This is a genomic window from Mucilaginibacter angelicae (assembly GCF_042434235.1).
GTDB lineage: Bacteria > Bacteroidota > Bacteroidia > Sphingobacteriales > Sphingobacteriaceae > Mucilaginibacter > Mucilaginibacter angelicae.
The window spans coordinates 82,084-108,083 of record NZ_JBHLTS010000007.1; the positions used below are offsets into that span (position 1 = coordinate 82,084).

At 42.5% G+C, this 26,000-nt stretch carries 18 protein-coding genes and 1 tRNA gene; 12 read left to right on the forward strand and 7 right to left on the reverse strand.

The window, feature by feature from the left end:
• Positions 1-32 precede the first annotated feature (32 nt).
• The 3 genes from ACFFGT_RS04005 to ACFFGT_RS04015 all read right to left on the reverse strand — a co-directional run bounded on the left by ACFFGT_RS04005 (position 33) and on the right by ACFFGT_RS04015 (position 3,930).
• A complete protein-coding gene (locus tag ACFFGT_RS04005; protein ID WP_377021215.1) occupies positions 33-1,649 on the reverse strand; it encodes an ATP-dependent DNA ligase in 1,617 nt (538 codons plus the stop codon).
• A complete protein-coding gene (locus ACFFGT_RS04010; RefSeq protein ID WP_377021216.1) occupies positions 1,646-2,740 on the reverse strand; it encodes a ligase-associated DNA damage response exonuclease in 1,095 nt (364 codons plus the stop codon). Before ACFFGT_RS04010 ends, ACFFGT_RS04005 begins: the two co-directional genes overlap by 4 nt.
• A 287-nt stretch (positions 2,741-3,027) precedes the next feature.
• Positions 3,028-3,930: a S66 peptidase family protein gene (locus ACFFGT_RS04015; RefSeq protein WP_377021217.1), complete on the reverse strand. Its 903-nt coding sequence runs from the start codon at positions 3,928-3,930 to the stop codon at positions 3,028-3,030.
• A 139-nt stretch (positions 3,931-4,069) separates the two neighbouring features.
• On the opposite strand from ACFFGT_RS04015, the gene metG reads away from it, so the two are divergent.
• The 7 genes from metG to ACFFGT_RS04050 all read left to right on the forward strand — a co-directional run bounded on the left by metG (position 4,070) and on the right by ACFFGT_RS04050 (position 14,013).
• Positions 4,070-6,142 carry a methionine--tRNA ligase gene (metG, locus tag ACFFGT_RS04020; RefSeq protein WP_377021218.1) on the forward strand — a complete coding sequence of 691 codons (2,073 nt, stop codon included), beginning with the start codon at positions 4,070-4,072 and terminating at the stop codon, positions 6,140-6,142.
• 138 nt (positions 6,143-6,280) lie between these two features.
• Positions 6,281-6,352 (forward strand) — tRNA-Arg (locus ACFFGT_RS04025).
• 259 nt (positions 6,353-6,611) lie between these two features.
• On the forward strand, positions 6,612-7,907 hold the full coding sequence (locus ACFFGT_RS04030) for a site-specific integrase (protein ID WP_377021219.1): 1,296 nt from the start codon (positions 6,612-6,614) through the stop codon (positions 7,905-7,907).
• 103 nt (positions 7,908-8,010) lie between these two features.
• Positions 8,011-8,517: a DUF6922 domain-containing protein gene (locus ACFFGT_RS04035; protein ID WP_377021220.1), complete on the forward strand. Its 507-nt coding sequence runs from the start codon at positions 8,011-8,013 to the stop codon at positions 8,515-8,517.
• The gene (locus ACFFGT_RS04040; RefSeq protein WP_377021221.1) at positions 8,475-9,161 is read left to right on the forward strand and encodes a nucleotidyl transferase AbiEii/AbiGii toxin family protein; all 687 of its coding nucleotides are present in this window, start codon (positions 8,475-8,477) and stop codon (positions 9,159-9,161) included. The genes ACFFGT_RS04035 and ACFFGT_RS04040 overlap by 43 nt, the downstream gene beginning before the upstream one ends.
• Positions 9,162-10,242: 1,081 nt before the next feature.
• Entirely contained in the window at positions 10,243-10,986 is a 744-nt protein-coding gene (locus ACFFGT_RS04045) for a hypothetical protein (RefSeq protein ID WP_377021222.1), read from the forward strand.
• A 33-nt stretch (positions 10,987-11,019) separates the two neighbouring features.
• Entirely contained in the window at positions 11,020-14,013 is a 2,994-nt protein-coding gene (locus ACFFGT_RS04050; protein WP_377021223.1) for a caspase family protein, read from the forward strand.
• 422 nt (positions 14,014-14,435) lie between these two features.
• On the opposite strand, the gene ACFFGT_RS04055 is transcribed toward ACFFGT_RS04050, so the two are convergent.
• Positions 14,436-15,782, reverse strand: a complete 1,347-nt coding sequence (locus ACFFGT_RS04055) for an HlyD family secretion protein (RefSeq protein WP_377021224.1) — start codon at positions 15,780-15,782, stop codon at positions 14,436-14,438.
• Entirely contained in the window at positions 15,769-18,072 is a 2,304-nt protein-coding gene (locus ACFFGT_RS04060) for a peptidase domain-containing ABC transporter (RefSeq protein ID WP_377021225.1), read from the reverse strand. Before ACFFGT_RS04060 ends, ACFFGT_RS04055 begins: the two co-directional genes overlap by 14 nt.
• 310 nt (positions 18,073-18,382) lie before the next feature.
• Here ACFFGT_RS04060 and ACFFGT_RS04065 point away from each other — a divergent pair, with 310 nt between their 5' ends.
• The 5 genes from ACFFGT_RS04065 to ACFFGT_RS04085 all read left to right on the forward strand — a co-directional run bounded on the left by ACFFGT_RS04065 (position 18,383) and on the right by ACFFGT_RS04085 (position 23,888).
• On the forward strand, positions 18,383-18,886 hold the full coding sequence (locus tag ACFFGT_RS04065) for a hypothetical protein (RefSeq protein WP_377021226.1): 504 nt from the start codon (positions 18,383-18,385) through the stop codon (positions 18,884-18,886).
• Between the two features lie 428 nt (positions 18,887-19,314).
• Positions 19,315-20,370, forward strand: a complete 1,056-nt coding sequence (locus ACFFGT_RS04070; RefSeq protein ID WP_377021227.1) for an erythromycin esterase family protein — start codon at positions 19,315-19,317, stop codon at positions 20,368-20,370.
• 16 nt (positions 20,371-20,386) lie between these two features.
• Positions 20,387-21,595 (forward strand): erythromycin esterase family protein, encoded by a 1,209-nt coding sequence (locus tag ACFFGT_RS04075; protein ID WP_377021228.1) that lies wholly within the window; start codon positions 20,387-20,389, stop codon positions 21,593-21,595.
• 120 nt (positions 21,596-21,715) lie between these two features.
• Complete coding sequence (locus ACFFGT_RS04080) at positions 21,716-23,044, forward strand: glycosyltransferase family protein (protein WP_377021229.1); 1,329 nt, start codon at positions 21,716-21,718, stop codon at positions 23,042-23,044.
• A gap of 115 nt (positions 23,045-23,159) precedes the next feature.
• Entirely contained in the window at positions 23,160-23,888 is a 729-nt protein-coding gene (locus tag ACFFGT_RS04085) for a hypothetical protein (protein ID WP_377021230.1), read from the forward strand.
• A gap of 100 nt (positions 23,889-23,988) precedes the next feature.
• Here the strand turns inward: ACFFGT_RS04085 and ACFFGT_RS04090 are convergent, their stop codons facing one another.
• Entirely contained in the window at positions 23,989-24,795 is an 807-nt protein-coding gene (locus ACFFGT_RS04090; RefSeq protein WP_377021231.1) for an alpha-1,2-fucosyltransferase, read from the reverse strand.
• Positions 24,796-24,798: 3 nt separating this feature from the next.
• Complete coding sequence (locus ACFFGT_RS04095) at positions 24,799-25,608, reverse strand: beta-1,6-N-acetylglucosaminyltransferase (RefSeq protein WP_377021232.1); 810 nt, start codon at positions 25,606-25,608, stop codon at positions 24,799-24,801.
• Positions 25,609-26,000: the final 392 nt, after the last annotated feature.

Below are 26,000 nucleotides of genomic sequence, written 5' to 3' on the forward strand. Positions count from 1 at the left end.
TTTGAAGCCGCAAAGGTATAAAATCTAACGCTTTATTCGCCCAGTAAAGCTTTCAGACTTTCCAGCGTATCAGCTTCTTCCTTGGGTTTATCGTGTCGCCACCTCAAGATCCGAGGAAAACGCAGGGCGATACCCGATTTATGCCGGGTTGATTTATTGATGCCCTCAAAACCGATCTCAAACACCAGCTCGGGTTTTACGGTACGGACCGGGCCGAATTTTTCGATGGTGTTGCGTTTTATAAAATAATCTACCTTGTTGATCTCGGCATCGGTAAGGCCTGAGTAAGCTTTGGCAAAAGGGACCAGCTTGTCGCCATCCCAAACGGCAAAAGTATAATCAGTGTACAGATCGGCGCGCCTGCCATGGCCTTTTTGGGCGTAGATCATCACCGCATCAACCGAGAGCGGATCGATCTTCCATTTCCACCAATCGCCCCTCCGGCGGCCAACCTGGTAGGCGGCACTTTTGCGTTTCAGCATAATCCCCTCGGCTATCATAGCCCGCGACTGTTCCCTGATACTGCCAAGCTGTTCCCAGCTTTCAAACCCGATCAACGCTGAAATGCGGAATATTTCGGGGTATTGAGTTTGGGATTGCAAGAGTTCCAGGATCTCCCGCCTTTCGGTTTGGGTTTTATAGCGGATATCTTCGCCATTATATTCCAGGCAGTCATAAACGATGACAGCAACAGGGCTTTCCTCTAAAATTTTTTTACTCAGATTTTTGCGGCCGATACGGGTTTGCAGCACGTTAAAAGGCATAGGCAAACCATTCTGAAAACTGAGGATCTCTCCATCAATCACCGTACCATCAAGCAGGGCACTCAGGAAAGGGTGCAGCTCGGGAAACTTTTCGGTAGCGAGGTCCTCGCCCCTGCTCCAGATAAAAATTTCGCCGCCACGCTTTATCATTTGCGCACGGATGCCGTCCCATTTCCATTCGGCCTGCCAGTCGGCGGCATCGCCAAGGGCAATACCTACTTCGGCTGGTGTTTTTTGTTTTTCGGAGGTTTCCTGGATGGGATAAGCCAGGAAGAAAGGATAAGGCCGGGAGATATTTGCATCGGCATCCTGCTCTTCCATCAATTGCGAAAACTGGTAAGTTTCGGGCAGCCAGCTTCCCATAATGCGATGGGTAAGCGCAGCAGGTTCCAGGCCGGAGATGTCGGCCAGCGCCTTGATTACCAGGTTTTGCGATACCCCAACTCTGAAACTGCCCGTAAGCAATTTGTTAAACACAAAACGCTCCTGGCTATCCAGCATGGCCCATGATTCCAGCAGCCATTCCTTTTTCTGTTCTTCGGTTTTATCGTTAAGGGCATTGATCTCGGCTATCCACTCGGTAAGGGTTTTGCTGCTGCTTTCATTGCTTTGGGGCATCAATAAAGCCATGGTTTCGGCCAGATCGCCTACTACATGATAGCTTTCCTCAAACAGCCAGGCCGGGATATGCGATGCTTCGATAGCCCAGTTACGTACCAGTGTTGAGTTGATCTGCCGCTTCGGTCGCCTGCCGGTAAACAGGGCAAGCATGTGCATTTTGTCGGTATCGGGCACGGCGTTAAAGTAGTCTTTTAAAACCTTAACCTTCTCGTTGGTTTTGTTGGTTTCATCAAGCGATAGAAAGAGTTGGGCGAAGGCTTTCATAAAACACCAGCCCCCTCTAAATCTCCCCCGGAAGGGGAGACTTTTTTCAAACTATTTAACTCCTCCCCTTCCGGGGGAGGTTGGGAGGGGGCTTCTTCTTCCTCCTCGTCTCCATACAAAGTATGCACCTCATGTGCGTCAAAACCTATCTCATTTAAATATCTTGAAAATGTTGCAGTGTAGCCGTGGGTAAGGTAAACGCTTTCGCAGCCGGTGGCGTCAATGGCGCTGATGAGACCGTCCCAGTCGGCATGGTCGGAGAGTACAAAGCCGCGGTCGGCAGCACGGCGGCGTTTAGCGCCGCGGATAGCCATCCAGCCTGAGCAATAGCCAAAACTATAAGGCTGAAACTTGCGCATCCAGGGTGTACCTACTGATGATGGCGGCGCTAAGATGATGCCTTTGCGTACTTCTTCTTTCGAACTTTCGGGGGTAATCCTTGCGGTTGGATTGAGCAATACACCATTGCGGAGCAGGGCCTCATTGGTGTTTTCGATAACGCCATGGGTATAAACTTTGCCGTTAAACAGATCGAGGTTTTGCAGAATGCGCTGGGCTTTCCCTAAGGAATAACCAACCAGTACAGTAGCCACCCCATTGTGCAGGTTGCCGCGCCACCAGTTATTGATCTCGTTAAAAGTTTGCACCTGCGGCTTCCACTGGTAAACCGGCATGCCAAAAGTACATTCGGAAATAAAGTGATGACATTTAACCGGCTCAAAAGGTGTAGAGATCCCGTCATTCTCTACCTTGTAATCACCGGATACTACCCAAACCTCGCCCTTATGTTCAACACGGATTTGTGCTGAACCAATTACATGCCCGGCAGGATATAGCGATACACTTACGCCATTTTTCATCACGGTTTCCCCGTACTCCACAGTTCGCAGGTTGATTTCGCCAAGACGGTACAGCAGCACCTCGCGGGATAAATGATGTGCCAGATAATGTTTATGCCCCATGTAAGCATGATCGGCATGGGCATGGGTAATTACGGCATCATCAACCGGTTTCCATGGGTCGATATAAAATTTGCCCTTTGCACAGTAAATTCCCCTATCTGTAAACTCAAGCAGCGGTTTCTTGGCCATGATGTATAAACTACTGATAAGCAAATTGGTTTGACCCCGGCCCCCTGAAGGGGGGCTTGTCTGTAATCTTAAAAGCGCAAGCCGCATAATCGACTCACCCGGTCTACGCTTCGCTGGACCACCCTCTCTCCGGCTTTGCCGCAAAGAGGGTAGGGAAAATAAAAAAGAAATCCCCTCTTTACGCTTGCGTAGAGAGGGGTGACAAGCGTAGCGATGTCGGGGTGAGTCGACACGGCGGTCTTTTCTTGGACTATTGCTCTCTCAAAGAGGGGAATTTAAAAGCTTCGTTACAAAAACCTTAAACTTGCCTGTTTTTCATCTACCCGTAACTCAACCATACGCCCCAACACCAAACTATTATTGTCCGGAATATGCCCTGCCGGGAAATCAAAACATACCGGGTAACCGTAACCTTTAACAATGTCCATCACTATTTGCGGCACGGTTTGGCCAAAGGGGATATCGTTATCTTTAATATCGGTAAAGCCGCCCACCACCAGGCCTGCAAGGTTTTTCAATTTACCGGCCCTGTCCAACATACGCAGCATCCTGTCTACCGAATAAAGGTATTCGCCAACATCTTCAATAAACAGGACCTTGCCGGTGTAATCCAGATCAGATACCGAACCTGAAATGGCTACCAGCAGAGATAAATTGCCGCCTATCAGTATGCTTTCGGCTTCGCCGGATTTGTTGGTGTTATGGGTTGTAAATTCGTAATTCAGTTCTTCACCAAACAAGGCCCGCCTCAAAGTATCTATTGAATGTTTGGATGCATCAGGGATATTAACCGGCATTTGCCCGTGAATAGTTTGTGCGCCGTAATTGGCGAACAGGTGGGTATGCAGCACCGTAATATCACTGAAGCCGATGAGCCATTTTGGGTTTTGTGCAAAACGGCTGAAATCAACTTTGTCAATCATCCTGACTGTTCCGTAGCCGCCCCGGGCTGCAATGATGGCCTTAATGCTGTCGTCATCAATAAAACGCTGCATATCGGCCGCGCGCTGGTGGTCATTACCGGCAAACTGGTGAAACGAAGCATTTACGGTATCGCCCAAAACAACTTCCAGGTCCCAGCTTTGCAGCAGGGCAATGGCATCCGTCATGGGGTTGGGCAACTTTTTGGCCGGGCAGGTGATAGCTATTTTATCGCCTTTTTTGAGATATGGGGGTTGAGTTTGAACCATGATTTTTAAGATTGAACGATTGCCTTGATGATAAGAAACAAAAAATCGGGAAATCCTTAAATCATGAGCATCATGGTTCGGGCATTTTTCCCACTTAAATCAATTATCTTTGCACACTATTTTACCAAGGCAATATTTAATGTCACAACTCAACAAATATAAACGATTCACCATTACATCGGCCCTGCCTTATGCCAACGGCCCCTTACACATCGGTCACCTGGCGGGGGCTTACCTGCCGGCAGATATTTTTGTGCGGTACCTGAGGCTCAAAAAAAAGGATGTAGTGTATATATGCGGTTCGGATGAGCATGGCGCAGCGATTACCATCAAAGCCAAAAAAGAGGATACCACCCCGCAGGCCATTATTGATAAATACCACAAGCAAATAAAAGATAGTTTTGAGGAGTTTGGGATTGCGTTTGATATTTATCACCGCACCTCGTCGCCTATTCATCATGAGCTGAGCCAGGAGTTTTTCCTGAACCTGTATGAAAAGGATGAGTTTATAGAAAAATTCTCTGATCAGTATTTTGATGAGGATTACCAGCAGTTCCTGGCCGATCGTTATATCATTGGCACCTGCCCGAATTGCGGCAATGAAAATGCCTACGGCGATCAGTGTGAACGTTGCGGTACTTCCCTTAGCCCTACCGACCTGATCAACCCGATCTCGACCCTGAGCGGTAAAACGCCGGTGCTTAAATCAACCAAACACTGGTACCTGCCGCTTGATAAATACCAGCCATGGCTTGAGCAATGGATTGATACCAAGGAGGGCAGCTGGAAAGTGAACGTTTTTGGCCAGTGTAAATCATGGCTTAAATCGGGCCTGCAGCCGCGCTCCATGACCCGCGACCTTGACTGGGGTATTGACGTACCATTAACCGAGGCCAAAGGCAAAAAGCTTTACGTGTGGATGGATGCGCCTATCGGCTATATTTCGGCCACCAAGCAATGGGCTATTGATAACAAAAAGGACTGGAAGCTATACTGGAAAAAGCAAGCCGACGAACAGGATGATGCTTGTTTGCTGCATTTTATCGGTAAGGATAATATTGTGTTTCACTGTATTATTTTCCCGTCAATACTGCATGCCCACGGCGAGTATATTTTACCGCAAAACGTACCTGCTAACGAGTTTTTAAATTTAGAGGGAGATAAGCTGTCCACCTCGCGCAACCACGCCGTTTGGCTGCATGAGTACCTGGAAGAGCTCCCCGGCAAACAGGATGAGTTGCGTTATGTGCTGACTTCTATCCTCCCTGAAACCAGCGACAGCGAATTTACCTGGAAAGATTACCAGGCCCGTGTTAATAACGAGCTGGTAGCTATTTTTGGCAATTTTGTAAACCGTGTAATGACCCTCATGCACAAATATTACGGTGGCAAAGTTGAAGCTGATACCGACAGGATAGAATTTACCGACCAAAGGCTGAGCGACGGCGTAGGCAAGTGTTACGATGAGATAGAGAAGAACCTGGAGGCGTACCGCTACCGTGAGGCTTTGCAGGCGGTAATGCAAATGGCCCGTTTGGGTAATGGCTACCTTACTGAAACAGAACCATGGATAACTATCAAGACAAATCCTGCCGCTGCTAAAGAGGCATTACATAACGGTTTAGTGCTCGCTGGTCATTTGGCAACCGCTGCACAGGCTTTTTTACCGGCTACGGCAAAAAAGATCATTACGATGCTTAACCTGCCTAATGAGCCAATAGCTTATGACCAGGAGATGTATTTCAACAACGGTCACCAGTTAAACCCGTCGTTCCTGTTATTTAACAAAGTAGAGGACGATGTAATAGAAGCCCAGCTTAAAAAGCTATTGGATAAAAAAGCTGCAGCTGTTCCGCCAAAATCGGCAGATGTGTTACCTGCAAAGGAAAACGTTAATTACGAAACCTTTGCTACCATGGACATCCGCACGGGTACAATTTTAACTGCCGAAAAGGTTGCCAAAACCAAAAAGCTGCTGAAACTGACCATTGATACCGGCATCGACGAACGCACTGTAGTATCGGGCATTGCCGAATATTACGAGCCGGAAAACATCATCGGCCAAAAAGTGAGCATCCTGGTAAACCTGGAGCCAAGGGAGATCAAAGGCATCGTATCGCAAGGGATGATCCTGATGGCCGAAAACAGCGAAGGCAAGCTCAGCTTTGTTGCCCCAACCGAAGATTTCCACAACGGCGCGGTGATCCGGTAGATATGCAGATTTCAGATGTGCAGGTGTGCAGATGAGATGGTTGTTAAATTTTGATTTTTAGGGTGTGATTTTTCATTGAAAAATTGCACCTTTGCAAACTAAATAAAAGATCAGTCTTTTTAGGGCTGATTTTTAAACGGTCCCGTAGTTCAACGGATAGAATAGGAGTTTCCTAAACTCTAGATATGAGTTCGATTCTCGTCGGGACCACATATGCTTAATTCAAAAACAATCAAAAGTCTGTAAATCAAATATTTACAGGCTTTTTGATTTTGGTAAAATGGCCATTTTATGCATCTTTTTTCACTGTTCTGGTGAGTTTTAGAGCGTTTTTTTGCCACTTACCGATTTACTCACCAAAAGTGTCATAATTCATTGATTTTCAAGGTGTTCAAATTTTGAACATCTTGATTCTCGCGGCCTGTAAACGTAGGTTTGTAATGATTTGTGAACAAAAATTGGTGAGTAAATGAAGACTAAAAATTTTAACCTGCTTTTTTACCTAAAGAAGGTAAAGGGCTATGAATCAGGTAATTTGCCTATTTATTTGCGTATTTCCGTTGACGGAAAAAGGAGTGAGGCAACTATCGGGCGAGGAATCGAACCTGAAAAATGGGACGAAAAACGCGGAAAAGCCCGTGGAAATACGGAAGATGCCAGGAGTTTAAATGCCCATTTGGACAGTATCCTGGCGAAGCTGAAACGTATCCATACCCGCCTGCTGGACAGTGAAGAAGAGATCACTGCCGATACCTTGCGGAACGAACTGGACGGGAAAGGAAAAAAATCTAAAATGTTGTTGGAGATTTTCAGCGATCACAATAAACAAATGGAATCCCTGATTGGTAGAGGCTTTGGGGCCAACACGCTCAAATCCTTTAAAAGCTCTTTTAAACATGCGCGTGAATTTATCGAATGGAAATTTAAACGACCGGACTATGAATTGCGGAAAGTCGATTTTAATTTTATAAAAGACTATGACTTCTATTTGCGGACCGAAAAGAATTGTATCCCAATTTCTGCCGACAAATATGTTAAGCATTTGAAAAAAATCATTCTCCTTTGCTTAGCCAACAGATGGATCGTTGCCAATCCTTTTTTACACTATAAATCGACCGCAAAGCCTTCGCCAAGAACCTATTTAACAAAGAATGAGTTGGACCTTATCCGAAATAAAGCGTTGAGTGTTGAACGGCTGAATCTCGTTCGGGATATTTTTATTTTCAGCTGCTACACAGGGCTGGCCTATATCGATGTACAGAAATTGACCCCAGGCGAAATAGGAAGAGGCGACGACGATAAGTTATGGGTGTTTACCAAAAGGCATAAGACGGATACCCCATCACATATCCCCTTATTGAAAGAGGCACTGGAAATTTTAGAAAATTACAAAGACCATCCTGTTTGCGTACGTAGGTCACTGCTCTTGCCAGTACTGACCAACCAACGGATGAACAGTTATCTAAAGGAAATTGGCGACTTGTGTGGTATCAACAAAACGTTGACTTTTCATATGGCCCGGCACACTTTTGCCACTACAGTTACTTTATCTAATGGTGTTCCAATGGAAACTGTTTCAAAAATGCTCGGACACAATAGTATTAAGACAACGCAACATTACGCAAAGGTGCTAGATAGCAAAACAAGCGAGGATATGCAGAAGCTTCAAGAACGGCTATATGATAAGGCTATAACGACCAGCAACTTTGAGGCTACGGGGCCGGAACAAATTGAAATGGGGCGTGTAGTCAGCATGTTTCGTTAATACACACACGAACAGATATCATATTAGAATTTTTATTTTAAAACTTCAATTGACAAATATCGTACAATATTGGTTGAAAAGTTATTTTACGTATCTTTGTATAATGCAGGAACAGACAGATCAAAACCGGCGCGTATTGGTAGTTCAGTGGAAAAAACTGGCCGAGCATAGTTTGGAAATATTCTCCAGCCTGAAAAATTTCTGTGAAAATCATCCCTCTTATAACTATAACACGCTGAATAATTACCTGTCAAAGAGAAAGATCCCGTTTGAAAATGACGAGATCCGCATAGAAAGAAAACCGGTGCAACAACGATCTCCTAAACCTGACCTGCCGAAACACTTGTTCTGGGAGTTCGACTATGATAAAATGGACTGGCAGCGGAGTTTTCGTACTGTTATAGAACGTGTCATCGAAAGAGGGCTACCCGCAGAATGGGAAACAATGATCAACTTTTACAGCAGGAACCGTGTAATTAGTGCATTAACAGAAGATATACCTTATTTAACCGACCACGGCATGGAAGCCGCTTGTACTTATTTTCAGTTGAGTAAAGCTCAACTAAAATGCTACACACGGAAACAGTTACGCCAGGAACACTGGAATTGATCCATCGCTTGATGGATGATGAAAAATTAAAACAATTTTATTTGGTAGGAGGCACGGCGCTATCATTAATGCTTGGACACCGGTTATCTATCGATATAGATCTTTTTACGGCCGATAATTTTAATGGTTTGGAATTGGCTAAGCACTTAAACAATAATCATCAGGCAACTATCTTAAATGCACGTAACAATTTTTTAACTGGTCATATTAATGGCGTAAGGCTGGATATGTTGTTGCACAACTACTCTCACGTAAATCCAGTACTCGATCCTGAAGGTATCCGAATGCTCGGTTTAGAAGATATCGCTGCGATGAAGATCAACGCTATAGTAGGCAATGGCACACGGTTAAAGGATTTTGTGGATATCCATTACCTATTGAAAGAAATGCCCTATCAGCAGATCGTCGATGCCTACTCAACTAAATATCCTAACACGAATAGTCATCAAGTGCGGATGTCACTTCTCCATCACCGAGATATAGATTTTACAACTGAGATCCTGCTCATCAAGGATGAATTTAAATGGCCGGTTATCGAAAAGTCGATCAAAGCGGCCATTGCTGAACATGAACTCATTTTAAGAAAGAACATAGTTCATAAGAATAAACGCGGGCTAAAAAAAGGGTCAGGCCGCAAAATGTGATCGATCTGACGGCAGGTTTGGGGCGTCGATGGTGAATACTGTAACTTATATTCTATAGTTGAGCAAAGGTCAGTGCTTACCAGAGCCGACGAGAATCGAACCACGTCGTTAATTATATGAAATTCAGTATTTTATACGATTATTAATTCACTACTCACAGAATTACTCACCGCATTTTTTGATATAGATTAGTTGCAAATCTTTAGAATAAATATAGGCATTTTAAAAGTAACTCTAAATTAACGGAGGGAACTTTTTTAACGATTAAGCTGCAACCCACCAACCTGCGGCTTCACAATTCAATGTAGAAAAACGGATGCTCGCGCACATGTACATTTTAATATGAAATCACAGGTCAATTACCACTTGCCTACTACTATTTTCCTTTGCCCTATCTCGATATTGGTATAATGCTGAGTACTTTGGGACGTTTGTGTTTCGGCTTTGTAGGGATAATGAGAATTTTAGCTCCTGTGATCATAATAAAATAGTTTTTTTAAATTTGACCATTCACAACTAAACCTGGCCAAATGAAATCGCCTTATCGCTTCCTGCACATATGCCTGATTATAAGCAGTACTATACTTTTGCTCCTATTTATTCGTTTTTCGGACGGTACATATGATGAGATCAGGACCACAATTGATATTGTGACTTATGTCATCATAGGAAGCTGGTCCGCATTGGTCTTTACCGCTTCACTGATTTTTCCCAAAGGTGACGCAGCGGCGGGTATCCGAAAGACTTACAAGACATTATTGAGCCGTAGGTGGTATCTGCTGACTTCGAACTTAGTATTGGCAGCATTCTCTTGCCTCTTGCTCTATCAATTGGTATTTTACAGACAGGTCGAGTTTCGATCTGCGGCATCTTCGAGCATCCTATTGCGCAGTGATAACGGTAGTTACAAGCCTTTAGGGAACACAGGGGAAACAGGTGCCTTCCAAAAGCGGATGCATGTCAGCCACGAGACCTACCGGGTCGTTTTTCGGCTGAAAGACGACCTACAGATCGCTTTACTGAACGTCCCTTATTATTGGGAACAATCTACCCCGGTCCTATGCACCGCCAATCAATGAATATGAAAAGTACAACTGCAATTTATACACTACTTCTGTGCGCTCATTTTTTAATCGGAAGCCGTCCGGCAGATCAGCCTACTGGTATCATGCTTGACGGCATGGGCATTAGTTCCCCGTCCTATGAGACGCGGGAGATCGTTTCAAAAGCAAGCCTGCCTTTCGCCGCTGTACCATCTTCGTTAAAATACCCGGTGAGCTATTACAAGTTTGGTGAGAATAAACAGTTAAAAAAAGAGTTGGACGATTGTTCGGAAAACCTGCTCGCGCTCTGGAACTCTTATAGCGAAAAAAAACTTACTCCCGAAGGCTTCAACGCCTACTGGAAAAAAGAGGATCCTTTCTGTTGGAAAGCGGCGGAAAAATTATCGCCTAAAATGTATTTCGATTTCCGCGGGGAAGAAAGCAAGGATTATTACCTCGATTCGGTCCGCCTGAACGTGGCGGACTTTCTTTACGCCAAAACAGGAGGAGGTTACGTGGAGAACCGGATGGAAAAAGATGTTTTCCTGAAAATGGAAAAAAGCACGCTAAGCCTGAATATGGCTAATCCCAAATTGCATTTTAAAGGCAGGGGACGTGTGGAGTATACTTTCTGGTCAGACCATTATTCGACGATCAGCGCTGGCCGATACCCTGCCAAAGCGGTTTACCTCCTAGGGGTACAGTTTCGTTTTTCCGATGACCGGGGAAAAAAACTGTCAGTACCGGCAAAGGGTTTTCAATATTTTATCATCGAGGTTTAACAGCCCTAATTAGCAATTGGCCGAACCTAACCCATGAAATCACTGCCAGCTTTTTTGATTTTGATGTTGTTCCTTTCAATGAACAGTAACCCGGCCAGTGGGCAGGAAATTAAGGTAAAGGTCCGGCAGGGCGTTCCTGAATACCCAAGCGCATTTTGCTTTCGTCCGGATGGGGAGCAACTGGTGGTACTGGGCCTGGACAAGATCGTATTTTTCAATTCTCGGACTGGCCTTGAAGAACATACGATAGATAGCCTGGAAAAAAAGTTCCCAGGGTTTTTCCCGAAAATGATCAGCTTTACTGCTGACGGAAAGTTACTCTACGCCCTCGGTGACCTAGCCAAAGTAGTGTGGTGGCATGCCGACACCTACAGGGTTTCCCATAGTCGTCTGGAAGACCCCACTGAAGTTATCGAGCCTTATGGCGCTTTCGAGAAGCATTTTATCTACCTGAACAAAGGGGAAGTAAACCAGCGCCTGTTCTTCGCCTCGGCACACGACGGACATACCCTGCACATGACAAACATGGGAGTCCTGAAGGAATCGAGTCGTTATCTCATGCCGGGCATCCAGCCCTATATTGACAATGAGGGCATGTTCATGATCGATCCTGACAACACGCTGTATGACCTGAAAAAAGCGGCTACCATTAATATAGCGGATATTTTAAAACAACACTGGTCAACGACCAAACTGGCGGTGTCTGGAAAAAAGCAATTATTGGCAATCGCCCATACGAAAATGCTGACCAAAGGGGGACAGGAATATATCCCGCAACCGGGAAACCAGGCCGAGATCATTAGAAAACGTACCTCAGGCGAGTTTCTGATCAGGAACGATGTCGATATAGTCGATATACGGACCAAACAAGTTGTCTGTAGCTTTGCAGCAGAAGGCCTCTGTCTGAACGACTGCCATAACGAGGCAACCATGTTGGCTTTCTCGCCGGATGGTAATTTCCTGCTTTATGGCAGCAAAACGAGCTTAAAAGTATGGGACCTGGAGAAAAAGCTCCTGCAATATGAATTACCGGAAGGGATAGACGTAAATACTAAACCAGAGTTTAGCAGTAACGGACGTCTCTTTGCTGTTCTTAACCAGGGTCGGTTAAGCGTTTATGACCTGCAGACCGGCATTGAGACTACCTCTATTGGAACCTTTCAGCCGGTTTTATATAATTCAAAACTGGCTTCTTTCGATGAGCAAGCGGGAATATTGACCATCCGGAATGGGAAAGAAGGAATCATTAAGCACCTGGATTTGAACCAAAATGCCATAGCACTTGAAAAGAAATCGCCTTTTAGCGACCCAGAATTCTCTTACAAGGAAGTGATCAAATATTCCAAGCTACCTAATCCTGTGAAAATTGATACTAGCCAGTTCAGTACTTATTTTATCAAAAACATGATCATAGATAATATTGTCGCTAAGACCAAGGACCATTTTATGGTGCTGCGCAGGTTCAATTGGCTTAAGGCAACAGTCGACACATTGATAACCTGCCGGGTACCAAAAGATTTCAATATGCTCACCCGCAAGGCCTATAACGCGGATTCATCTATGCTTGCGATTGACGACAATGATTATGTCGGAGTCTTCAACTTACGTAGCCACAAGTTCATTTTCGGGGCAGCCGTTCCGAAAGTGGCAAACTACATTTTCAGCGACAAGTCCTGCTACCTGTTCGTGCTCGATACCGAGGGGAAGATCAGGATGTTCGATTGCCTGACGGGCCGCATGCTTTGCGAAATTTTTCAGTTCGGCGAAAAAGGCTCATTGCTAATTTCGGGCAATAATTACTGGGCGAACAGCGAAGCAATCCAGTACTCCAGCTTTCAATACCGAAATCGATCCTATTTATTCGAGCAATTCGACAAACGCTTCAACCGACCAGATATCATCCTTCAGCAGGTACGCCCGTCAAACACTAGCTTGATCAGTGCCTACAAACGGACTTACCAACTCCGTAATCCGGGACATGCTTCTGCGCAGGAAAGCCCGTTCAGCCTTCCATCTGTCAAGATCATCGGTGAGGCGGCTATTCCTCACCTGACTAGCGACCCATTACTGAAGTTCAGCATCGAGATCGACGGGCATACCGATGTGATCCAGAAAGTGTTAGTATATGCCAACGGCGTGCCGGTCAGGGAAATAGTTATTAACAAGCCCATGCACAAGACAATGCTCCATTTGAACCCATTATCGCTGGCCAGCGGTAAGAACAGAATCAAGATATTAGCCTTCGACCGGTCAGGGATCGCCTCTCCAGCCGAAGAACTTTTTATTTCATACCACCCACTTAAGCCGCAAAAACGGCAGGTATTCCTGGCATTGATCGGAATAGATACTTACGAGCATTTTCCAGCCCTGCCAGGCACGGAAGCCAGTCTGGATTCCGTTGCTGCACACTTGAAGAAACGCCTCGGTGATTCAGTTACGCTCAAGATACGGGAAATCAAGGGCAAAGTAGTGAATCGAGCGAATTTTGTGTTGTTGAAAGAATTTTTTTCGGAGGCCACGACTGACGACGTGGTCATCCTGTTTATTTCAGGTCATGGACTTCTGAGCCTAAAAGAAAATGAATTTTATTTTGCGACACCAAATGCGCAAATCTCAGGCAGCATTTCGGGTATTCCATTTTCTGAAATCTACTCCATGTTCGGGACGCTTGAGTCCCGAAACCGCCTGTTCTTTATAGACGCCTGTTTTTCAGGAAAAAATGCCGGCTCATCTGACCCGTTGGTTAAAGAGGCCTACACTCTGCTCAACGCGCAGTTTACAGACACTGAAGAAAGGAACGGGGTATACGTAATCAGTGCCAGCAGCGGTGAGAATACTGCACTGGGTAACAGTGCCGGAGGGTTGCTATCACAAGCTGTTATAGCGACTATAGACGAACAAACACATATGAATTCTGACAAGTTAAGCGGAGCCATACTTAGTTATTTCGAAAAGTTCAGGGAATTCAACCTCCCAGTGCCGGAGCTTAAACATTCGAATATCTACCACTCGTTTAGTATTTGGTAATATTAGTTCACATTCCAAATTAAGTAGAATTGACCAATCTTCAAAAATGTCATTTTAAAGAATCGAAATAGTTCCGATTGACTCGAATGTTTAGCGAGATTAATTCAATGATATTAGGCCGTTCCGTTACACTTTGACCATGCTATCTTCCTGAATTTGACATTGAAATTTGATATTGATTAACACAACTCAACGGTCTAATGGGCACGGAATAGCATGGTCAAGCACGCCGGAATGTTCACCGAATGGTACGAATGCAGTTGCTTTGACGCTTAAATTATCGGCAGTTCGAAATAGGACTGATATCGAACCGCTTGATAAATTCAATATTTTTTTTAGTAAGTATTTAGGTCGTCAAAGGAGGTTCGACATATTGAAAAAGTCCGGTTGGATTTATTTCATTACAATACCATCTATCAGTTTTATTGTTTTAATGAGTAGCTCAAATCCCCGAACAAACGCCCTATCAGTCTCCGATCGTTTGTAATAATTTCAGCAACCCCTTTAATCTCATGGCGAAAAGGGATGATCTTGCCGTAGTTTGTTCGCAGGCCTTTTGGAAACTTCAAGGTAAGAAGGTACGCTTCTATGTTTCCCTGTTGAGTTTTTTCAGTGTTTGTTGTCAGAGAAATACTCTTTATAACTCCCTTGATTGAACCATACTCATTGTACGGAAAATCATCAAGTTTAACTATTACTTCCTGACCGACTTTAACCTTTCCGGCGCCAATGGCCGGTAAAAAAATTTGGCCGTAGGGTTCCTGAGTTTTCGGAATTACTGTGAGTATCGGCTCCTGGGCCTGCACAAATTGATCATCGGTCCAAAATTGCAGGGATTGTACTTTGCCGTCAAAGGGCGAAATCAATACATATTTTTGTTCCCATAATGAAATACTTTCTATCAGCTCGTTATATGAAGAAAGCACAGCAACTTTAAGCTCTTTCCTTTTTTCTTCTTTCTGTATTTCCATCTCCCTGATGTTTCCCAAAGTTTGTTGCGCTTGTTTTCCTGCTTCGATTTGCTCTGCGCGGGCACTCGCTAACACCGTTCTGCTATTTAAGTACTGCACCCGGCTTTTGTCCAATTCATATTCCGTCGCAACCTTTCCGGCATATAAAACAGAATCACGATGAAGAAACTTTTTTGTAAACTCCAGGTTGTTTTTACTGATATCCACTTTTTCTGAACTGTTTTTAACGCCTGTTTCCTGATCGCTGTGTAACTTTTTGAGGTTGGTTATTTGCTTATCATACAATTGATCTTTTACAAAAGTGGCCAGTTGATGAACGCTGCTGTAGAAGTTGTAATATGTAGTCGTTAGTTCGCCCAGTGGGATTTTTGAAGGCAATTGGTTTAATATATCTGTATTATCGCTCGTCGGGTTATACCTGATCAATAATTTCTTTATTTTTAATAACGTATCAAATGATGTTGCATTTTTAATGTAAGCGATAACCTCGCCGCCTTTAACATCTGGATGCAGTGTTGAATAATTTAGTTTGATCCTGCCGGAACTGCCGGCCACCAGTCTTATCGGTGCTAATGGGGAATTGATGGTAATATTCCCTTTTTTAATATCAGGGTATCGAATAAACCACCCGAAGAAGATCATCAGGCTAAAGATCAAGCCGACAATAAGCAAGACCTGGATCCCGAATTTTGTCGGCATTCTCTCTATAATATCCTGAATTTCCTCAGTTTTTTCCCGTCCATGATATTTCTGAACGTCTAATACCTCGATTGATTTATCAATATTAAGCTTTTCCATTTTTCATTTCGGATTCAAATGCCTCAATTAGTTTTTGAAAGATCGGATTATTATTCTCGCTGCCTTTAATCTCAAACACTTGTTCCGGAGCAACTTCACGTTGAATTTCAAGCTGAGAATTTACCAACTGATAATATCTGCCTTTTTTATCTATCAGTTCCTGATGGCTCCCCGTTTCTGCGATTTGGCCATTTTGCATTACAACTATTTGATCAGCTTTTCGGATCGTACTAAGTCTATGCGCTATCACGATTACGGTCTTGTCCTTAAATACATCGTCTAAGGCTTCAACTATTTTTTGCTCATTTAATGTATCAAGCGAATTTGTGGCTTCATCGAAAAAAAGATAGTCCGGATCTTTATACAGCGCACGGGCTATTAAAACCCGCTGCCTTTGCCCGCCGCTTAACCCTCTGCCCTGTTCACCCATGATCGTTTGATAACCGAGCGGCAACCGTTCTATCTCTGCAGCAATATTAGCTGTATCTAACGCTTTTTTTAATTTTTCATAATCGATCTTTACATCATCAAGAACAATATTGTTCAAAATGGTATCGTTAAATATTTTGCCGTCTTGCATTACTGCCCCGCACTTATCTCTCCATTGTTTTAAGCTTATATTGTTTACATTCATGTTGCCGATGAGGATATCTCCCGAAGTCGGTTTGTAGAGCCGTAAAATCAACTTCAATAAGGTTGATTTCCCGCTACCGCTGTCCCCAACTATCGCGGTGACCTTCTTTTCCGGGATTGTCAGGTTTATTTGGCGTAAGACCGGTGCGTCGTTGGGACCATACTGAAAAGTCACATTGCTGACTTTAAGACTCTTATTCTCGGGCAGGTCTATCGGGTTAGCCCCTACATTTTCATGTTCATCTGCTAACTGATGGATTTCATTTAACCTGAGGAAACTTATTTTGGCTAATTGAAAAGACATTACAAACTGGATAAATTGAATAACCGGGCCATTGAGCATCCCGATCATGAATTGAGTTGAAAGCATTACGCCGAATGTCATCTCACCCCGTATTACAGCGATCGCGCAAAAGAACACGATGGCGAGGTTCTTAATATTATCGATAAATTGCGCTCCGGAACTTTGCAGGTTATTAATATTTAAGGATCGGATATTTATTTCGTAAATCCGTGCCTGTATATGCTCCCACTTCCATCTTTTTGGCTTCTCATAATTATTGATCTTTATGTCCTGGATTGCTCCGATTGTTTCTACCCAGTAACTTTGGTTTTTTGAAACCAAATCAAAATACTCCCAATCTAATTTTTTTCTCAGCTTTAAAAATCCCATTACCCAAAGCACATATAATACGCTTCCGGTTAAAAAGATGAAAAAAATTGTTGTATTGTAAAAGAACAGTATAAGGCCGAAAACAAAAAACGTGATTGAAGAGAAAATCATGTTGATCGAATTATTCATAATGAATGAGCGGATACGTTCATGATCCTGGGCACGCTGCAGAATATCTCCGGTCATCCTGTTTTCAAAAAATGTGATGGGCAACAACATCAGCTTAATTAAATAATCGGATATAAGTGCAATGTTTACCCTCGATGTGATATGAAGTAAGATCCAGTCGCGGGCCATATTGCTGAGCAGTATGCATACATAGATGGCTATATTGGCAACTAATACGATCATGATAAAATTTGTGTCATTTGTCTGAATACCCACGTCAATAACCGACTTGGAAATAAAGGGTAAGATCCCCTGCAAAATGGTGACCATAAGCATGATGATAAATAAGCTTATGAAGTTTTTCTGATAAGGCCTAAAATATCCCAGAAAGTTCTCAAGTGTTTTTTTTCGCTCTATCCTTTCTTCCCCCTGACGTTGATAAAATTCCGCCTGCGGTTCAATTGCCATCAGTATCCCTCTGTTTTCATCTGCTTCGTTTAACCATTTTTGCGAAAACTCCTCTCTGTTATAGTCTACATGGCCTTTAGCAGGATCGGAGACAGAGATTATTCCTTTTTTAGAGTTTGTTTCGTAGACTACGATGAAATGACTTCTGTCCCAATGAACGATTACAGGTAACGGGATCCTGAAAATCAAGTCATCTACAGAGCACTTTAATGCCAGGCTGCGCATACCGACACTTTCTGCGGCATGGCTTATATCAAGGAGCGAAACCCCTTCCTTGGTTATGCCGCATTTATCCCGCATATACTGGAGGCTATAATACTTTCCATAATACTTGGCAATCATCTTTAAACACGCCGGACCGCAATCCATCAGATCTAATTGCCGATCGTAAGGAAATTTCTTCATCATTGTTCTTGGTTGTAAATAAGGTTAAGTATCTAAATAAATGGCATTTCAACTGGTATTGAAAAGCCACAAAACAACGTTAAAAAACAGGTTTTCAATAAATTAAAAACAAATGGCAATTATTGGATCCGAAACCGCCAGCTGCGGCTGTAAAATTACTGGTAGGTTCATAGGTTAGTTGGCTTAGGTTTAAACTGCTTTTTTTACAAAAAAGTTATTTATTTATAAATATGTATTATATTAGCATTATGCATATCTCATATGCATATGTACCTAAATTATTTATCAAAATCAACCAAAAAGACCTATTTCAATGAAAAAAAAAATTAAACTTCATTTTGAAGAACTCGAAAATGAGTTCCCTACCATTATTTCATCTGAAGAACTTAAATCAATTTTAGGCGGAGCATATGGTGATGCAAGTTCCTGGGGAAATCAGGACGGCTTTCTGAACAACGTGAACACAATGCTCTCCAGTGGTTTATTAAACTATGTCGGCGGATCAAATTTTATGGGTAACTATAACACACTTTGGTTCAGCAACGGAAGCAATATAACTTCACTTTTTGGCAGTGCCCCCGCCGGAAACAATATTTGGAACTTTGGCTCGTCCGGTGGGATCAGTTTTGGATCAGCTCATATCGGAAGTACCATAAATCCGGCGCCGTTAGTCGGAACTTTTAACGGCTGGAATACACAATTTACAATGCCGGGCCTTTCTAATCCAACTTTAAAGATAACCACACCCGGTGGAACCAGCTATACAATTAAATATAGTAGTGGTACCACAACTTTAACAATAACGCTTGGTTTTTGAGGAATCCTCACTTGATATATCGACTATTTGCAGCAGTTCTTTAGAGATATTAAAGCAAGTGAGTCAGTAAAACAGGGGTTGTGGTAAAACAACCTCTGTGTTTTTTAAACGACAACTACTCATCCAGGTCTCAATTATTGCCATTATCAAACGAGTCAATAGCTTTTTTAATCTGTTACGATCTGCCGGGGGATAAATGCATGACATTAATAGCAGCAATTCGGTTGGGATTTAGGCGCATCCTGTTGAAAGTTACTTGCCTGGTAGTTTTTAATATTTCTGCTATCACGATTTTTAATTCATTTTCCTATGGGCAGGTGACCAGGAGCGGATTCACGAAACCTGGTTTAGACAGTTTAACATCGAATTATTCAAAAAAATACCTGGGGGAGATTTTTGACGGCAAAATACCGGACGGTGTTCAAATAATGGCGTTAGGTGAAGTTAGCCATGGAGGATATGAACCTATTGCGTTTAAAGCAAATATGGTCAGGTATTTGATTGAGGACAAGGGTTATCGAAAAGTTCTTTTCGAACTTCCTGATCTTACATCGGTAAGAATGCTGCGAAGCTATTTAAATAATCAAAAAAATGCAGGCGATACATCTTATATCACCAAATGGATTAAAGATGCGCAATTTGTTGATGCAACAACATCGGTGTGTTTAAATTTATTTAAATGGATAAAACAGTATAATGACAGGCACCCGGAAAATATGGTTGAGGTTATGGGGTTTGAAATTGGCAAGGAGCAAAGTATCATAAACTTTATTCTTAATAAATATATCATTCCTTATGATCATGAGCAAGGTCAGCGATATGTTTATAAGTTAAATTCAGGTGTTTCAGATGTGGAGAAGGTTCAAATACTTAATGAATGGCTGTTGTCAAATGAATCGGAGCTTAGGACTAAACTAAATAAAGAAGATTTTAAGTGGCTGTATTTCTATATCCATAATGCGGTTAGCGGTCTGAATTACCTTGACAAAGATTCAAAAAGCAGATCTGATCACTCGAATGATGCAAACCTGTTCCGTGATAGTGTTATGGCGGAAAACGTTAAATACCTGAGCGGAGATGATAAAACAATACTCTGGGCACACAACAGTCATGTTATCAGAACCGGCATAAAATATATGGGGGATTATTTAAATCAATATTTCAAAAACAGCTATTATATCATCGCAACCGATTTCTCAAAAATTGCCCGGGTGGATGTTATAATGAAAAGCCAGACAGAACGTGAAAGCAAACAATATGTAACCAGGACCTTTAAATCCGGTCCGTCTACCGCGGCTTATAGCATCCTTGAGAAATACGGAGTTTCGGAAGGCGTTTTCTTTCACCGGGACATGCTTCGTATGAATATTAAGGAAGATACAAATACCATCGACGCGAACGGGCTCCATTTTTATATCCCGGGACTTCATAACTCCTTTGACGCCCTTGTTGTGTTCAGCAATATTTATCCAACCGCACAGTAAATACCCACTATATCCTATGAAAAATGTTTATGTCGTAATTATTTTATTGCTCTCTTTTAATCACGTTAATGCTCAAAAAATCCAGGAAATCGCGTCAAAAAATATAGACGAGGCAATTCCGGCATTTGAGCATATTTCACAGTTTAAGAACACCGAAAAGGTTAAGCTTGTAGGCCTGGGAGATGTCGGCGAATTTGTCAAAGAATCTAAAAGAATAAATACAGCGTTTTCAGCCTACCTGATCAGTGAAAAAAAGTTCAGGAACATCGTGTTGCCCGCGGATGATTGGCTGCTTCGGCCATTAAATAGCTATTTGACCACGTCTGTGCCTGCAGATACCGCGAAATTAGACTCCCTTATCAAGAATACCTTCTCCGGCATTCATAAATTTCGCAACCCTGAATTCAGATCATTGATGAGTTGGATAAAGAAATACAATTCAACTCATCCGAAAGACATGGTTAACGTTTTTGGAGTTGCGCCTAATGCGACCATACCGCCGTCGTATTTCCTGTCTGTTTATGTGCTCGTCGTCGATGAACCTTATAGTCGGACATTGAGTGAAAAATGGAGTGACAACGCCACTCCGGACTCAGCTGCTTATTTAGATATTCAGATCTGGTCAACGTCTCTTAAAAATAAAAAGCTATCGAAGCTGCATCAGGACTTAATTGCAAGGTGCGATGAGGACCTCCGCCATAACAAGTCTGTACTAAAACACGAGTCAATTGATCAAAAATTCCAACCGGAGTTGCTCAACGCCAGATCCCGCTACATGGCCAATCAGATTTTGAAAAGGTTAGACCAGAAAACAATATTCTACAGCCTGAATACAGATGTAGTCAAGGCTGATTTAACGTCAAGCTTTGTACTAAATAATCATCCATATTTTTCCGTTGGTAAATACCTGGCGGAAGATCTAAAGGAAAATTATTATGTTTTTGCTACGGATTTCACCGGTATTGCCAAACTTCCGGTAGTTGACCTGCTGGCGCGTAACACCGGCGTCGAAACATTTGACGGCTCAGCACAAGCCAAAGCCTTATCAAAAAAAAATGACTACCTGGACCGTGAAAGCGATATGGATATTTTAAAAGGATATCAACCTGTTTTATTACCCTATCTTAAAGGTCAGCAAACTGATGTAATGACAGATCGGAATACCCCGGCTGTGGACGGGCTGTTCTTGTTTTCAAACCTGTCAGAAATAAACCTTGCCTATTGAAAAATCGGGAGACCGGCCGCTTAAAGGATGCCGACCGTATTGATCTGTATCTGAAGATATGAACAGCGGGCTCAAAAACTCATAATATATAATCTAAACCGTCTTTATAATTACTAACCAATGAAAATACCGACCTTTATCATCAACCTTAAAATACGTAGTGACAGATTTGAGCATATCAAACAAGAATTTGAAGGGCGAAGCGAATTTGAGATAAATATCGTGGAAGCGTACCCCCATAAGTTCGGCAACATCGGGTTATGGAATACGATAAAGCACATCATTAAAGATCTGACAGACCCGGAGCACGAGTTTGTGCTTATTTGTGAAGATGATCATTTGTTCACCGCTGAATATTCGTTGCAAACTATTTCGGACGCGATAACGGAAGCACAGGATAAAAACGCAGATGTTCTGCTGGGAGGCCTGAGCTGGTTTGAAGATGCCATACAGGTTTCCAACACGTTGTTTTCAGTCAAAAAATTCAGCGGAACACAGTTTACCATCATTTTCAGGAAATTCTTCAAGAAAATATTGGATGCAGAATTTGAGCTCCAGGATACGGCAGATGCAAAATTAACGAGTTTGTCCGACAGCATTTACTTCACATCCTCGTTTATATCTGTTCAAAAAGAGTTTGGATATTCAGATGCAACCAATATGAATGACGGCACCCACAGGGTACAGTCGCTGTTCATCCGAAGCATAGTGAAAGCTAAAACAGCAAATAATATCAGGTCATATTTTTTAAATTCCTTTAATGTTGATGCAATATCAAACTCCATCTATGATAATGACGACTGGAATATACCGGCTTATATTGTAAACCTTCCTGAGCGAGAAGACAGAAAGGCCCATATTTTAAACCAGTTTTCCGGACGGCATGAATTTGATGTTCACCTGGTCGAAGGTGTTAAACATGAGACAGGCGCCTATGGGCACTGGCAAAGCATTAGAAAAGTCATTGAGCTGGCTATAGAAAATGATGACGATGTTATCGTATTTTGTGAGGACGATCATGAGTTTACGCCGCAATACTCGCAATCTGCATTCTTTAAAAATATTTTTACCGCCCATATTTTAGGGTGCGAATACCTTTCCGGAGGATCGGGAAGGTTTGATCTCGCGGTTCCGGTTTCAGAAAACCTGTTTTGGACAGACCATTGCCTGTCCACGCAGTTTGTCATCATATTTAAAAAGTTTTTCCGGAAAATACTGGATGCCCCTTATGACGAAAATATCGTCGGTGATATAAAGCTTTCAGAACTGGCAGTGAATAAAATGTTATTGGTTCCCTTTATTTCCACGCAAAAAGAGATCGGACTTTCGGATGTAACCAGCTTACACAATGATCAAAGTCATGTAGTTCAGGAGATGTTTAATGCAGCCTCATTCCGCGCGGATTATATGCAACTGGTTTATGCGGCCCATAAGCAGCAGGCCATATGATGATCGTTTGTTTGATAAATTACAGCCTAATAAATTATATTATATTTTAAATTCCATAACTTGGGTTTAAATAAAATCCGCAATGATCTTTTTGTCATCATCAACCAGGCGTTTAATGACATGCTGCTTTTCAGCGATCTTTTTGCTGGCTACGGGGTCGTTTGCCTATGGACAAGACACGGAAGGCATTGTTAGCGGTAATTTGATACCACTCGCCGGAGCTACGATTAAAAATTTAACATCAAAGAAGTTTGTTATCAGCGACGAGAATGGGAAATTTAAACTCGCGGTCAAAACCGGAGATACACTTACGGCAAGTTATATAGGTTTTATTACCGATACCTTAGTCGTTTTCAAGCGAATTCCGCTGGTGATCACACTTCAACCCCAATCCAATTTGTTAAGGGAGGTATTTATTAGATCCAGAACCAGTCCGCTGGAAAAATTCAAAAAAAATCAAAGTGATTATAAACAGATATACCGCATTGGAGACGATCGTCATATTTTCTCTTTAGGCGGCGGCTATGGCAGTGCTGGCCTGGCTATCAACATAGATGCCTTATACAGTGCGCTAAGCAAAGAAGGCCGAAACGCCCGCCGCCTCCAGAAGGTCCTGGTCAGGGACTACCATAGCGATATTGTCGACTCCCGGTTTACTGAAAGCCTGGTTGCAAAAGTAACCGGTTACGAAGGCGAGCAGCTTGATAGGTTTATGATCAATAACCGTCCTGCCTATGACTTTATTAAAAAAGCAAGCGATTATGATTTAATTAAATATATACAGCAAAAGGCCAGGGAAATGGTTTCGCAGAAAGACAGTACCGCTGGCACAGCCAAAAAATGAAATTGGCTTTGTTTGTTCGAAGGTGTTTCGCATAGAATTCAATATGTCATTTTCCATTTTTGATGGTATTAAAACGGATGACACTTCAGGCATCCAATGATCAGAGCCTGATCCATGATGCAGATGCTATGTCTTCAGAACTAAGCCTCCTGTCAGCAAACCAGATTTTAGGGCAGATAATTATCTGACTATCCGATTTTTCACTCAACCAGGCGGTCCACCAGCTGAACGAACTATTCGCGATGATATGATGCCTGCATTGCTGCATCAGATAAAAGTCTTCAATCGATGAGCTTTGAATACTCGGCGATATAAATTCATGCGGGGAATCAAATTTTATAGTGTGTTTCACCCATTCGATGTCATCGGAAAATATGTATAGTTTATATCCGGGAAGGGTTGATTTTAAATAATCAAGCGCTCTAATATAATATTTTAAGGAAAGTACCCCGAGGAACTCATACCCGGGCTGCAGGTAATCGCCTCTTCTTACGTGCAAACAAACCGATTCTTCATTACGGATTTCAGCCGCTTTAACAGTCAGGTGACTAACATACTGATCTTTAACCCGGAACTCCTTTCTTAACACATCTGCAATTCCGGCAAAATATTTTTCGCTTTGCCAGAATCCTGACAGATAACTATAAGGTGGGCATTTGAAAAAACCTTCATCAAAGTGGGCGAATGGTTCGTGATAAAAATTGTAGTGTTGGGAAGATGGTACCGGCAAACTCGTGTCGAATTGTTCGACTTCAAAAAACGACAAACTATAAGGTCTTGATTTATCCCTGTAAAAACTGGAGAGATCCAGCTTTAAGGGTACCCTATGAAACGCGGCTAAACTTTTACCGGCTGCATATTGGAATAATTGATTACCAAGGCCCTTTTTGATTTCTATTATAATCATTTATCAGTATTTATTATTCAGAAGTAATTTATTGTCTATTAAGTCGAGGATCCCGGAGTCAAAACCGGTATCGAATTTTCTGGCAAATAATGCGGCAGATTGTCTCATGTTTTCAAAATGAGCCGATGTCAATAAATCCGGGTGGGCGGAATTACCGCTCCATTTGATATAGTGCAGGGACTCACTTCTGAGGTTGCTTAGTATTTTATCGTGGTTGCTGTTGAACAGTACCGTCTGAAAATAGCTTTCTTCAGGGATTACAACCTTTTTAAAATAATCGTCCAAAATCGACAAGTCATCGTTAGTGCCGATCAGAAAATCAACGGCAAAAGCCGGCATGGACCACCATTGCGAACCGCCGCAGATTTTTAAAACATTACGAACGCTTTGAAAATAAGGAAATCTGTCGATGCCTCCATTATTCCATTGTATGCAGGGAATTTCAAAATACTCCATGAAAATCCGATCAGGATGTTTTTGGAAAAACTCTCTAATGTAACTATTAGCTTTGATGGGGTAATCCTGCCCGCTTAATAAAACAACCCTGTCGTAATTTCTGACGGATCGATGAACGTAAGTAATTAGCCTGAGCGTAGCTTCAATTAAACCGAACTGCCCCCAATTACTTACTACGGCATCTGCTATGACATGGACATTTTCATTTTTATTTAAAAAAGAAAAATCATTCAAGTCAGCTTTCTTGTCGACATGCACTACAAAATGTGCAGCCCCGTCGGATAATCTTGAAATAAGACGTTCTACCTGTGAAGGATTTTTATGGACGAGTAAGCAATAAACAACCTGTATCATCATTTCGGCTTAGGTAATTGTCAGCTTTTGGAAAGTCCCAAATGCAGCTTTTATCAACGTGACCCGGTTTTGCTTTTGACACCAATTGTTGGCTTCCACGCGCAGCGCCGGTTTGAATTGACAATCGCAGTCAAAGATATTTATAATGATATATTTTACAATAACCTATCCTCATAAATAAACGGGTTATCAAGTATGGAAATTTTAGATATATAATAGTGAATGATCCGGAAGCGGCGCCTGCAGCTGGGACCCTATTTCAACAGCATGTGAGCTATGTACCGGCACGTCGGGTGCAAGCGCCGAGTATTTGGATGACGAAAAATTGAATTAAGATAAATCGAAATTTAATAGTTGCCGCTTTCATATATTATTGATTATTTTAGGATATGCCG